This is a genomic window from Allobosea sp., assembly GCF_035944895.1.
Lineage (GTDB): Bacteria > Pseudomonadota > Alphaproteobacteria > Rhizobiales > Beijerinckiaceae > Allobosea.
The window spans coordinates 596854-609900 of record NZ_DASZAT010000010.1; the positions used below are offsets into that span (position 1 = coordinate 596854).

Here is a 13047-nt window from a genome sequence, read left to right on the forward strand (position 1 = left end):
GGCACGGGCCGGACGTTTCGTCCCGGCCCGCCGAGTTGGACAGTGCGACAGGATCAGTCGGACTTGCGCACGTTCCAATAGGTCAGGGTTGCCCCCGGGACGAAGCCCGACACGCTCTTGCGCCAGGCCGACAGGTCGTTGAACTGCCCCAGCGGGATATAGGTCACGATCTCGTTCGAGCGCGCCTGCATCTCGACAGCGATCGCCTTGCGCGCCGCATCGTCGGAGGCCAGCAGGAATTTCTGCCAGAGCTCCTGCAGGGGCTTGTCGCAGGGCCAGCCGACGAAGGCCTTCTCGCAGGCGCCGGTGACATAGGGGTTGGTCAGCGGGTCCATCAGCGCATCGCCGGCGAAACCGGTGATGAAGACGTTCCAGCCGCCCTGCTTCGGCGGGTTCTTGTTCGTCCGGCGCGTGAACATCGTCGCCGTGTCCATCTGCACGTCCTCGACGGTGAAGCCGGCCTTGCGCATCGCATTCACCATCACCGTGCCGACGTCGCGCTGGACCTTGGCATCCATCGGATGGAGATAGACGATCGGCGTCCCGTCATAGCCGGCCTCCTTCAGCAGGGCCTTCGCCTTCTCGAAGTCCTGCTTCATGAAGCGCTCGCTGCCGACATCGGTCTCATAGGGGCTGCCGCACATGAAGAGCGCCGGGCAGAGCTGGTAGAGGTCCTTGCGGCCGCCGAAGACGGCCTGCATCGAATCCGACTGGCTGATCGCGTATTGCAGGGCCTGCCTGATCTTGACGTTGTCCATCGGCGGCTGGGTGTGATTGATCACCACCTGGAAGTTCTTGCCGAGGATGGGCGCCTTAGCGACCTGGATCGACTTGTCCTTCTCCAGCACCGGCAGCATCTCGGCGGGCACCTCGGCGACATAGTCGATCTCGCCGGCCAGCAGCGCGTTGACCGCGCTGAGATCATCGCTGAACTGGATGCGCTCGATGCGATCGACCCCGGCGGCTTTCCCGCCGGCAAGGCCGGTCGGCGCCTCGCTGCGCGGCTTGTAGCCCGCATGCCTGGCGACGACGAACTTGACGCCCGGAACCCATTCCTCCGGCAAGAGCTTGAACGGGCCGGAGCCGACGAATTCCTTGAGCTCGGTCGTCGCCGGCGTCCGGGCGAGCCGCTCCGGCATGACGAACAGCGGATAGGCGGTCATGCGGGCGAAGCCGTCGATCAGGCGGGCGAAGGGCTCCTTCAGCCGGACCTCGAACGAGGTCGCATCGATCGCCCTGATCGCGTCGAGACGCTTCTCGACCTCGGCCCCGAGACTGTCCTTCTTCATCCAGCGTTCGATCGAGGCGACGCAGTCCGCAGCGGTGACGGGCTTGCCGTCATGGAAGCTCAGGCCCTGGCGCAGCTTGAAGACATAGGTCTTGCCGTCATCGGAGAGCGTGTGGCTTTCGACCATCTGCGGCTGGGCGCGATAGTTGCCGTCCAGCGAGAACAGCGTGTCGTAGATCAGATAGGCCATGTCCCGGACCGGATAGGCCGAGGTGAAGAGCGCATCGAGCTGCTTGATGTCGCCGGTGTTCTTGATCTTGAGGACCGTTTCGGCCCCTGCCGGGCCGATGGACGCCGCAAGGCAGAGCGATCCGGCCAGCCCGGCCGCCATCACGGTTCTCAACATCGTCCCTCTCCCCGATGGCCAGTGCCGCCCGGTGCGTGCCGGGCCTGTCGTTGTGCGCCGAAGCTAGCGAAGCTTGCCGCTTGCACATAGGGCCGGAGTTGTGTTTCAGATATACCAAATTGTTATATCCGAGAGGCATAACCAGAGTGAAGCTTCGGCAGCTCAAGAACTTCCTGGTGATCGCCGAGACCGGCAGCCTGATGAAGGCCGCCCTGCATCTGGGCGTGGCGCAGCCCGCCCTCAGCCGGGATCTCCGACAACTGGAAGAGGAGCTTGCGACCCGCCTCTTCCACCGTGACGGACGCGGCGTCTCGCTGACGCGCGACGGCGCAGCATTCCAGGCTGCGATCGCCCCGCACATGGCAGGGCTCGACGCGGCGAAGCAGGCCCTGGTCGGCCGGCGTGCCGGCTATGCCGGCTCGATCCGCCTGGCCTGGACCGGCACGATCAGTATCCCGCTGGCGACGCCGATCATCTCGGCCTTCACCCAGCGCTTTCCCGAGATCGAACTGCACGCCCGCGGTGGATCGAGCCTCCACATCGCCGAATGGGTGGCGCGCGACGAGATCGACATTGGCATCTTCAATTCGGAACGCCCGGCCACCGGCGCGCTCGTCGAGACATTGGCCCGCGCGCCCCTGTTCCATGTCGCGCGAGCCGACGGACCAGTGCCACCGACCATCACCTTTGCGGAGGCCGCCGCCGGCCCTCTCTTCGTTCATAGCCGGCAGAATGCGCTCGGGCGCATCGTCGAGGCTTGCGCCCGCGAGCACGACATCCCCTTGAAGATCTATGCCGAGGTCGACGACTTCCTGGCGGTCCGGCCGATGATCGAGGAGGGGCGAGCGGCGGCGATCGTGCCGCGCAGCCTTCTCTCTGGCGACGATCCGGCAAGGCTAGCCGTACGGCGCGTGACGGAGCCGGACCTGACCTTGTATTTCCACCTCGCAGTCTCGAAGGTCAAACGCAGCCGCCCCGCAGTCGTTAGCCTGGCCGATGTCATCAGGTCCGCGGTCGCAGATGCGACCCAGGCCGGCCAGTTCGACGGCGAACTCCGGAATTGAGCAGACACGGCGCGTGCTCCTGCGAAGCTCCTCAGCAGGGATGACTAGGCAGCCTCGCCAGCGAGAAGCGCGCGAAAGGCCTGCTCGGGCCGACCGACATAGCGTTCCTTGTGCCGCAGCATGACGAAGTGGCGGGAGGGGATCTCCGCCGTGACTTCTGCGAGCAGGCCCGAGCCCAAGGCGTTGGCAACGACGAGCCTCGACATCAGGGCGGCAGCGGAACCTGCATCGACAGCCGTGCGCACGGCTTCGTTGGCGGGCAGTTCCAGCAGGACGTCGAGATCGGCGACCGAGCGCCCGGCGCCAGCGAGAACCGCCTCGAGCGCCTGCCGCGTCCCTGAACCCAGCTCGCGCAGGACCCAGGGACTTTCGATGAACTCCGCTGGATCGATCCGCGCCCTGCCCGCCCAGGGATGACCGGGCGCGACGACGATCGCCAGCTCGTCCGTCGCGACGGCCTCCTGCGCCAGCAGCGGATCGTCGATCTCGCCCTCGACGAAGCCGATATCGGCAAGACCATCATGGATGGCGGCCGCGACCGTCTCGGTATTGCCGATCACCAGCGGCGTCTCGATCCCCGGATGCCGGGCGCGAAACAAAGCGAGCTTTCGCGGCAGCCAATAATTGCCGACCGTCTGGCTCGCGGCCAGGGACAGCCGCCCGCGCTTCAGCCCGGCAAGGTCGGACAGGACCCGCTCGCCCGTCGCGGCGCGAGCGAGGATCGCGCGCGCCTCGGTCAGCAACAGGCGCCCCGCATCGGTCAGCACGATCCGGCGCCCGACCCGGTCGAACAGCTTCACCGCATGGCGATGTTCGAGGGCCGCAATCGCAGCGCTCGTTGCCGACTGCGTCAGGTTCAACTCTGCGGCCGCGCGCGTGACATGCTCGCGCTCGGCGACCGCGACGAAGATGCGAAGCTGTTCGAGTGTCATGGGCGTCGATCATTCCGCGCGGCCCCGAGCAGGCTCTGGCAAACACCCGGTTTCCGGCCGCAAGACAGGCCACACAAAGAATGATCGATTTTTCCGATTGAAACAAGAAAAACAACACGTTGGATTGCTTAAGCCAAATAGCCCAGAACCCGCGCATCCAATGGCCGGGTACTGTGATGACGCTCGAAAGCCCAGATCGGACGAGTTTGGTTGACCAGGCAGCCTCGGGCGCCAAGCGCATCGGCCCGGGCCTGCTGCTGTGCCTGGCCGTTTCGGTCGCCGCGCTTGGCGCCGAACATCTCGAAGCCTGGTTCTTCCAGCGCGCCTGGCTCGAAGCGCTCGTCCTGGCGATCCTGCTCGGCACCCTGGTCAGAAGCCTCTGGAAGCCCGATAGCCGCTGGCGCCCCGGCATCTCGTTCTCGGCGAAGACGCTGCTGGAGATCGCCGTCGTGCTGCTCGGCGCCTCCCTGAGCGCCGCCACGGTCGCCGCCACCGGCGCCCCTCTCCTCCTCGGCATCGCCGCCGTGGTCTTCGTCGCGATCGGCCTGAGCTACGGCATCGGCCGTCTGCTGGGGCTGTCGAAGCGGATGGCGATCCTCGTCGCCTGCGGCAATTCGATCTGCGGCAACTCGGCAATCGCCGCTACGGCTCCGGTCATCGGCGCCGATGGCGACGACGTCGCCGCCTCGATCGCCTTCACCGCGGTGCTCGGCGTCGTGGTTGTGCTTGGCCTGCCGCTGCTGATCCCGATGCTGGGCCTCAGCGTCCATCAGTTCGGCATCCTGTCGGGCCTGACGGTCTATGCCGTTCCCCAGGTCCTCGCCGCCACGGCGCCGGCAGGCGCCGCCGCGATCCAGATCGGCACCCTGGTCAAGCTGGTGCGCGTGCTGATGCTCGGGCCCGTCATCCTCGTGCTGTCGCTGCTGTCGAGCCGGCTGCGCGATGAGACCGACAAGCCGGTCGCGCAGAGGACGGCAGAGAATTCGGCGCCGCGCCCGATCGGGATCCATCGCCTCGTGCCCTGGTTCATCGTCGGCTTCGTGGTGATGGCGGCGCTTCGCTCGGCCGGGCTCATTCCGGCGGTCCTGCTGCCGCCGCTGGCCACCGTTGCGAATGTGCTGACGATCGTCTCGATGGCGGCGCTCGGGCTCAGCGTCGACATCCGCTCCGTCGCCAAGGCCGGCCCCCGCGTCACCGCCACGGTCGTCCTCTCGCTTCTCGCGCTCGGGGTGATCTCGCTCGGCCTCATTCGCCTGCTCGGGGTGGCCTGAGGCCGGCCCGTCAACGTGCGGTTCGCGAGGGGCTCGTCAGAACTGCAAACGCGGTCGCTGTCGCGATCAGGACGATAGCCAGAAAGACCATGACCGCGCCGACGCCGAAACTCGCGGCGATCGGCCCCGTGCCGGATTGAAGAATGGCGGCACCCGCGAAGAACGCGAGATTGACGGCCGCAAGCGCCTTTCCGACATTCTCCGGGGCGACGACGACCCGTGCCATCGCGAACAGGAGCGGCTGCGACGCCAGCGCTGCGCCGAGCACGAAGAACGCAGCGACATCGAAGCCCGGCGGGAGTTGCGCCACTCCCACTGCGCTCGACAGAAGGCCACTCGGTCCGCCGGCGGCGACCGCCAGCAAGACAGCGGCTGCGACGAGATGGGTCAGCGTCAGGACGAGCCGGCGGTGGCCGAAACGCCGGTCCGCGATACCGTAGAGCATCGGGCCGGCGACGAGCGCGAGCGTCAGGGGCAGCAGGGCGTTGCCCGCTTCCAGCCGGGAGACATGCTTGATCTCCATCAGCCAGACGCCGCCCCAGAGCCCTCTTATCGCGATCCCCGCAGCGAAGGAGGCGAAAGCGAGGATCACGACGCCCCGCACGGCCGGCGAGAGGCCGATCCTGACGACCTGCCGCGCCTCGGAGCGCAGCGTGGCCTTGCGCTCGCTCGTGTCCGGTGCGGCTTTCGGCACGGTCAGCCAGACGAGAAAGGCAACGGTCACCGCCAGTGCGGCGGAGAGGCCGAAGCCGGTGCGCCAGCCATGGTGCTCGACGAGCCAGGCCATGGGACTCGCCGAGAGGAGCATCCCCGAATTGCCGACGCCCTGGATCAGGCCGGACCACAAGCCGAACTTCTCGGCCGTGAGCGTCTTGGCGGCCAATGTCATCGGGCAGAGCAGCATGCCGCAGCAGCCGATGCCGAGAATGATCTGGGCGATCAGGAAGCCTGCCGCGCCCCCGATGCAGGCGGCCAGCACGGCTCCGATGGTCACGATCGCGAAAAGCGTCAGCGAGACCGAACGGACGCCATAGCGGTCAAGAGCGACGCCGACCGGGATCTGGCCGGCGGCGAAGGCGAAGTGATAGGCCCCCGTCAGGCTGGCCAGCGTATCGGGCGAAACCGCGAGGTCGGCAGCGATGACGTCCGCGGCAACCCCGGGCAGGGTTCGCAGCAAGTTGGAGAGCATGTGCCCCAACGCGAGGACGAGCAGCGGCGTGCCGAACAGGAATGCGTTGCGGACAGCGCTTCCCTCAGGCTGTCCGCGGGTGTCCGCGATGGACGTCACGATGTCCTCGCTTGTCTGACGTTCTGGACGAGTTTCATGGCGGGGCGCTTCTCCGATGCCACCATATGAACCTGCGGCGGAAACGCCGGCAGATGGATTGAGGCATGGCGGCCCGTCATTTGCGCCGCGTCCGGCAGATGCGGCGGCAGCTAGCCGCCGGTCTGCGTCCGCTGCCCTGCTGCCAGCCTGGCCTCCAGCCACAGGCTGTAGCGGGAGGCGCAGAAGCAGACGATGAAGTAGACTAGGGCAGCGAAGACATAGGCTTCCCGGTAGAAGCCGAGCCAGTTCGGATCCGTCGCCGAGACGCGCGCCGTGTTCAGGAAGTCGAACATGCCGATGATGATCACCAGCGTGGTGTCCTGGAAGATGCCGATCGCCAGATTGACGAGTGGCGGGATCACCGCACGCAGAGCCTGCGGCAGCACGACGAGGCGCATCGTCCGCCAATAGGACAGGCCCAGCGCCTTCGCCGCCTCGTATTGGCCTGCCGGAACAGCCTGCAAACCACCGCGGACGACCTCGGCGAGATAGGCGGCGACGAACAGCGCCAGCGCCACCTCGGCCCGCAGGAACTTGTCGATCGCCGAGCCGGCCGGAAGCATCAGCGGGAACAGCAGCGTCGCGGCATAGAGCACCGCGATGAAGGGCACGCCGCGCAGCACCTCGATGAAGATAATGCAAAGGAGCCGTACGCCGCCCATCGTCGAGCGGCGGCCCAATGCCAGCAGGATCGCCAGCGGAAAAGCGCCCGCGAATGCGCCGATCGCCAGCAGGAAAGTGACCGGCAGCCCGCCCCAACGCTCCGTCGGCACGAACTCACCGGCGGGCCAGCCAAGCAGGAGCAGCGGCACGCCGAGCAGCGCGGCTCCCCAGAGAATGAGCAGGCGCCGCCCCCAGTATCCCGGCCAGGCAGTGACACCGAGCAGCGCCAGCATGAGGAGCAGCGCCAGTCCGGCCCGCCAGTGCAGATGCGGCGGATAGAAGCCGAAGGTGATAAAGCGCAGTTTCTCGCCGATGAAGGCCCAGCACGCTCCTGTCCCCGCCGCCGCGCAGGCAGCAGCATCACCTTGCCAGACCGCATCGACGATGGACCAGCGCAGGAAGGGCGGTGCGAGCCATAGTATGAGAAAGGCGACCCCGAATGTGATCGCGATATTGGTACGCGAGCCGACGAGGCCATCGCGCAGCTTGCGCCAGCGCTCGCTTCGCGGGGCGAGTGCAGCCTCCTCCGTCATTGCGCTCATGCGGCGGACCGCTCCCGCAGCGCCCAGCGCCGGTTATAGGCGTTCATCGCGATGGAAACGGCCAGACTCAGCGCAAGGTACGCCAGCATCATCACCAGGATGGCTTCGAGCGCTTGTCCGGTGGTGTTGGCGGTGGTGTTGAGGATGTTGACCAGATCGGGGAAGCCGATGGCGACCGCCAGGCTCGAATTCTTGGTCAGGCTGAGATAGCTCGACGTCATCACCGGGATGATGACGCGCAGGGCCTGCGGCAGCACGATCAGCCGCATGATCCGGCCATAGGACAGGCCGAGCGCCCGGCCCGCCTCCCACTGCCCTGCCGAAACGGAGAGGATGCCGGCACGAACGGTCTCGGCGATGCTGGCCGACGTGTTGACGACGAGCGCGATCAGCAGGGCCATGAATTCCGGCGAGAGCGAGATGCCGCCCCGGATATTGAAGCCGGCCAGCCTCGGCAGATCAATCGCTGGCGTGGCACCGAAAGCGGCGGCAATCGCCACCGGCAATATCGCCGCGGCAAGGATCAGTGCCGCACTCCGCTTGAAGTTCGAGCGGCCGGTCCGGCGCGCTCGCCATTTCAGCGCGGCGCCGACCAGCACGGCGAGCAGGAAGCTGCTCGTCAGGATCGCCGGGGTCACGCCGTCATCGGCGATGAAGGGAAAGAAAAAGCCGCGATTGCTGAGCAGGACGCCGGGCAACGGCGCCAGTGCCTGTCGTGGCCCGGGCAAGGCGTGGAACAGCGCGTTCCAGAAGAAGATCTGCAGCAGCAATGGCGTGTTGCGAACGATCTCGACATAGGCCTGCACCAGGCGCGACAGCAGCGGGTTCGACGAGAGCCTGGCAATGCCGAGCGCGACACCGAGGATGGTGGCGAGGATGCAGCCAGCCAGCGAGACGCGCACGGTGTTGAGCAGACCAACGGTGATGGCGCGCAGATAGCTGTCGCCGGCCGAATAGGCGATCAGCCCCTCGCCGATCTCGAAATTGGCGGCGTGGCCGAGGAAGCCGAAGCCGGGCGTCAGGCCGACCCGCGCCATGTTGTGTACGAGGTTGCCGCCGAGCAGCGCGAAGCCGAGACCGACGATCGCGAAGATCGCGAGCTGCGTCAGCGGCTTCTCACCCCACCATTCGGTCAGCGCACGCACGAAGCCGGGCCCTTTCGGGCCCGGCACGGCCGCCTGCAAGGATGCGGGAGAATTCATCCCTGGGCAGCGACGCTCAACGGAACGGCGGCGAATAGAGCAGCCCGCCCTGCGACCACGGCTGGTTGTAGCCGCGCTCGAAGCCGACCTTGCTCTTCTTGCCGATATTGCGCTCGAAGATCTCGCCGTAGTTCCCGACCGCCTTGACGATGTTGTAGGCAAACTTCGGATCGAGCTCGAGCGCTTCGCCGAGCGACTTGTCGACGCCGAGGAAGCGCTTGATGCCGGGATCCTCGCTCTTCAGGAACTCGTCGATATTGGCCTGGGTGATGCCGTATTCCTCGGCCTGGATCGTGGCGTAGACGGTCCAGTTGACGATCTCGAGCCAGCGATCGTCGCCCGAGCGGACAGCCGGAGCCAACGGCTCCTTCGACAGGCGCTCCGGCAGCAGCACATAGTCGTCCGGCTTGCCGAGCTGGATGCGGCGCAAGGCGAGGTCCGAGGCATCCTGGGTCAGCGCATCGACGCGGCCGGATTCAAGCGCGTTGACGAACTCCTTGGTCTCCTCGATCACCACCGGCTTGAAGCTCTTCTTCGTCTTGCGGAAGAAGTCGGCGATGTTGAGTTCGCCGGTCGTGCCGCTCTGGATGCCGATCGTGGCGCCGTCGAGTTCGGCTGCCTTGCTGACGCCGAGCGCCTTCTTCACCAGCAAGCCCTGGCCGTCATAGAAGACGATCGGGCCGAAATGGAAGCCGAGCTTGAAGGAGCGCGTCGCCGTCTGGGTGACGCCCGAGAGCAGGATGTCGAACTCGCCGGCCTGCAGCGCCGGCAGCCGCTGCTGCGGCGAGGACGAGGTGAAGCTGACCTTCTCGGCATCACCGAACACGGTCACCGCCAGCGCCCGGCCGAAATCGACGAAGAAGCCCTGCCATTTGCCATTGCTGTCCGGCGCGAAGAAGCCCGGCGAAGTGCCGACGCCAACCTTGATGGAGCCGCGCTGCTTGATCGCGTCGAGCGTTGGCCCGGCCCAGGCGGCGGTGCCCGCCAGCAACCCGGCCAGCACGACGGAATAGCCCAGCCCACGTCCGAGCCTGTTGGATGTCACGAGCATGATGATCCTCTCGATGTGAGCGCTCGCGAATGGACGTCGAGCCAGAAAAATAACTCACAATATTAATGGATAATTCAAAAGACCGTTCCTTATGTCAAATAGAATGTTCTTTTTAAGAAACGATATCGACGAAAAGAAATTCCCGCAAAGCAGGCTCACGGAGAAGAGGTTTTCGCCATTGTCATCGACGAAGGGAGCCTCCAGGACAAAGAGTGGCCCGACTCGGAGCAAGATGCCGAAGCAGTTGGATCCGGAGAACAGATTTCCTCCATCACTGGAATAATTAGTCTATTAATTTAATTGACTAATTGACCTCCTGCCCTAGCCTTTTGGGCCTGGAGGCGAGCATGACCCGTACCCGACAGCTCCATCTCAACGTCAATATCCTGCATGGCGGCTTCTACGCCTCGGCCTGGCGGGCGCCGCAGGCCGATCCGCGCGCCAGCATCGATGTCGATCACTATGTCCGCACCGCGAAGATCGCCGAGCGCGGCAAGCTCGACGCGATGTTCCTCGCCGACCAGCCGGCGCTGGAGGACAGGGCCGAGGAGAAAAGCTTCAACGGGCTGGAGCCGACGATCACGCTGGCGGCGGTCGCCGGGGCGACGAGCCATCTCGGGCTGATCGCCACGGTCTCGACGAGCTACAACGAGCCCTACAACATCGCCCGCCGCTTCCAGTCGCTCGACCTGCTCAGCGGCGGCCGGACGGGCGTCAATCTGGTCACGACCGCGAATGGCGCGGCGTCCGCCAATTTCGGCCAGAGCGTGATGGAGCATGGCCGCCGCTATGCCCGCGGCCAGGAATTCGCCGAAGTGCTGCTCAAGCTCTGGGACAGCTGGGAGGACGGAGCTTTCGTCGGCGACAAGGCCAGCAACACCCTGCTCGACAAGCACAAGATCCACCGGATCGAACACGAGGGCGAGTTCTTCAAGGTCGCCGGCCCCCTGAGCCTGCCGCGCTCGCCGCAGGGCCACCCGCTCATCGTGCAGGCCGGCGGCTCCGAGGACGGCCGCGACTTCGCCGCGCGCTACGCCGACGCCGTCTTCAGCGTCGGCGAGGACGAGGAATTGTCACTGGCCTATATCGGCGACCTGCGCCGCCGTGCCGTCGCGAACGGCCGCGATCCCCGCTCGATCGTTGCCTTGCCCGGGCTGGGCACGCTGATCGCCTCGACCGAAGCGGAAGTGCACCGGCGCGAGGAAGAGCTCGGTTCGCTGATCAATCTCAACTATGCGGTGCGCCGCATCAGCGGGACCTTCGGGCAGGACCTGTCGCATCTCGATCTCGATGCGCCCTTCCCCGACCTGCCGATTCCGCCCAATGGCGGCATCACCTTCGCGAGGGCGACACTCAACTTCGCCCGCAAGGGCAACCTCACCTTCCGTCAGCTGATCCACAAGCTCGGCGGCGGCATCGGCCACCGGGTCGTGGTCGGCACGCCGGAAGCGGTCGCCGACGATCTCGAAGCCTGGTTCCGCAGCGGCGCAGCCGACGGCTTCAACCTGATGCCGGACGTGCTGCCCGACGGGCTCGAGATCTTCGTCGATCACGTCGTGCCGATCCTGCAGAAGCGCGGCCTGTTCCGCACCGAGTACCGCGAGACGACGCTGCGCGAGCGCTTCGGCCTGCCGCGCCCGACAAGCCGCTACGCCGAGAGCGAGCGGCGCAGCGCCTGACCTCTCCCTCCCGACCGCCGGGCGCAGCAGCCCGGCCTTTTTCACGGAACGCAAACCCATGTCAGAATTCCGCCCTTCGCGGCGCCAACTCCTCGCAGCCGGCGGCCTCCTCGTCGTCACGCCGGCCGGCCTCGTTCCGGAGGCCCTCGCCCAGGCGCAACTCGCCGCGAGCCCGAAGCGTGGCGGCGTGCTGACGGCGCTGATCGATCCCGAGCCGACCGCCCTGCTCTCGGCGGTGAACGTCTCGGGGCCGACCTCCTTCGTCAGCCCCAAGGTGCATGAAGGCCTGCTCGACTATGATTTCGACCTGACGCCGAAGCCGCAGCTCGCCACCCATTGGGAAACCAGCGAGGACGGGCTCTCCTACAGCTTCAAGCTCCGGCAGGGCGTGAAATGGCATGACGGGCGCGACTTCACCGCCGATGACGTCGCCTTCTCGCTGTTCTTCCTCAAGGCGCACCACGCCCACAACCGCAGCACCTTCGCCAATCTCGCCGAGGTCAGGACGCCCGATCCGCACACCGCGATCGTCGTCTTCTCGAAGCCGGCGCCCTATTTCCTGACGGCGCTGATCGCCTCGCAGGCACCGATCATCCCCAAGCACCTGTTCGAGGGCAAGGACCCGATCACCAACCCCGCCCACAACAACCCGGTCGGCACCGGCCCCTTCGTCTTCAAGGAGTGGGTGCGCGGCAGCCATATCCTCTACGAGCGCAATCCGAACTACTGGGACCAGCCCAAGCCCTATGTCGACCGGCTGATCGTCCGGGTCGTCACCGATCCGGCCGCACGCGCCGCCGCGCTCGAATCCGGCACGGCCGACATCTCCGGCGACAATCCTGTGCCGCTCGCCGAAGTCTCGCGCTTCACCAAGCTGCCCAATCTGGCGGTCGAGGAAAAAGGCTCCGCCTATTCCGGCGACATCAACCAGCTCGTCTTCAACCTCGACAATCCCTATCTCAAGGAGCGCAAGGTCCGGCAGGCGATCGCCCATGCGATCGACAAGAAGGCCTATCTCGACATCGTCTGGTACGATTTCGGCGAGATCACCAACGGCCCGGTCGTGCCGGCGCTGAAGCAGTGGGCCGCCACCGACCTGCCGGTCTACGCCTTCGATCCCAAGCGTGCCGAGGCGCTGCTCGACGAGGCCGGCTTCAAGCGCGGCGCCGGCGGCATCCGCTTCAAGCTCACCAACGACTACCTGCCCTATGGCGAAAACTTCAAGCGCGGCTCTGAATTCATCAAGCAGGCGCTGGCGCGCATCGGCATCGAGGTGACGATCCGCGGTCAGGACTTCGCCAGCTATATCCGCCGCGTCTACACCAATCGCGACTTCGATTTCGCCAATGCCTGGCTGAGCAATTACTTCGACCCGACGGTCGGCGTGCAGCGGCTGTTCTGGACGCAGAACATCAAGAAGGGCACGCCGTTCTCGAACGGGGCGAACTACAGCAATCCCGAGGTCGACGCGCTGTTCGAGGCCGCGGCAGTCGAGCCCAATGTCGAGAAGCGCCGGGAGTTGCTGCGCAAGGTCCAGCATCTCCTGGTCCACGACCTGCCGCATTACGACCTGATCGCGCAGAAAAACCTCACCGTCTTCAACAAGCGCGTGAAGAACCACACCGTTTCCGCCAACGGACTGCGCGCGAACTTCGCCGACGTCTATATCGAAAGCTGAGATC

The 13047-nt window shown here is 66.0% G+C and carries 10 protein-coding genes; 4 read left to right on the forward strand and 6 right to left on the reverse strand.

Translation table 11 applies throughout. The annotated features are described in order from the left end of the window. Positions 1-53: 53 nt before the first annotated feature. Complete coding sequence (locus tag VGV58_RS18495; protein ID WP_326875493.1) at positions 54-1634, reverse strand: ABC transporter substrate-binding protein; 1581 nt, start codon at positions 1632-1634, stop codon at positions 54-56. A gap of 146 nt (positions 1635-1780) precedes the next feature. On the opposite strand from VGV58_RS18495, the gene VGV58_RS18500 reads away from it, so the two are divergent. Next, positions 1781-2698: a LysR family transcriptional regulator gene (locus VGV58_RS18500; RefSeq protein ID WP_326875494.1), complete on the forward strand. Its 918-nt coding sequence runs from the start codon at positions 1781-1783 to the stop codon at positions 2696-2698. A 44-nt stretch (positions 2699-2742) separates the two neighbouring features. On the opposite strand, the gene VGV58_RS18505 is transcribed toward VGV58_RS18500, so the two are convergent. Further along, positions 2743-3630: a LysR family transcriptional regulator gene (locus tag VGV58_RS18505; protein WP_326875495.1), complete on the reverse strand. Its 888-nt coding sequence runs from the start codon at positions 3628-3630 to the stop codon at positions 2743-2745. 176 nt (positions 3631-3806) lie between these two features. Here VGV58_RS18505 and VGV58_RS18510 point away from each other — a divergent pair, with 176 nt between their 5' ends. Further along, positions 3807-4901 carry a YeiH family protein gene (locus VGV58_RS18510; protein WP_326875496.1) on the forward strand — a complete coding sequence of 365 codons (1095 nt, stop codon included), beginning with the start codon at positions 3807-3809 and terminating at the stop codon, positions 4899-4901. A gap of 10 nt (positions 4902-4911) precedes the next feature. Here the strand turns inward: VGV58_RS18510 and VGV58_RS18515 are convergent, their stop codons facing one another. The 4 genes from VGV58_RS18515 to VGV58_RS18530 form a co-directional block, all read right to left on the reverse strand. Further along, entirely contained in the window at positions 4912-6189 is a 1278-nt protein-coding gene (locus tag VGV58_RS18515; protein ID WP_326875497.1) for an MFS transporter, read from the reverse strand. 149 nt (positions 6190-6338) lie between these two features. After that, positions 6339-7433: an amino acid ABC transporter permease gene (locus tag VGV58_RS18520; RefSeq protein WP_326875498.1), complete on the reverse strand. Its 1095-nt coding sequence runs from the start codon at positions 7431-7433 to the stop codon at positions 6339-6341. Then, entirely contained in the window at positions 7430-8578 is a 1149-nt protein-coding gene (locus VGV58_RS18525; RefSeq protein ID WP_326875499.1) for an amino acid ABC transporter permease, read from the reverse strand. The genes VGV58_RS18520 and VGV58_RS18525 overlap by 4 nt, the downstream gene beginning before the upstream one ends. A gap of 73 nt (positions 8579-8651) precedes the next feature. After that, entirely contained in the window at positions 8652-9686 is a 1035-nt protein-coding gene (locus VGV58_RS18530) for an amino acid ABC transporter substrate-binding protein (protein WP_326875500.1), read from the reverse strand. Between the two features lie 347 nt (positions 9687-10033). Between VGV58_RS18530 and VGV58_RS18535 the strand changes: the two genes are divergently transcribed. Then, positions 10034-11365 carry an LLM class flavin-dependent oxidoreductase gene (locus VGV58_RS18535; protein WP_326875501.1) on the forward strand — a complete coding sequence of 444 codons (1332 nt, stop codon included), beginning with the start codon at positions 10034-10036 and terminating at the stop codon, positions 11363-11365. A 58-nt stretch (positions 11366-11423) separates the two neighbouring features. Beyond that, positions 11424-13043 (forward strand): ABC transporter substrate-binding protein, encoded by a 1620-nt coding sequence (locus VGV58_RS18540; RefSeq protein WP_326875502.1) that lies wholly within the window; start codon positions 11424-11426, stop codon positions 13041-13043. The last annotated feature ends 4 nt before the right edge of the window (positions 13044-13047 follow it).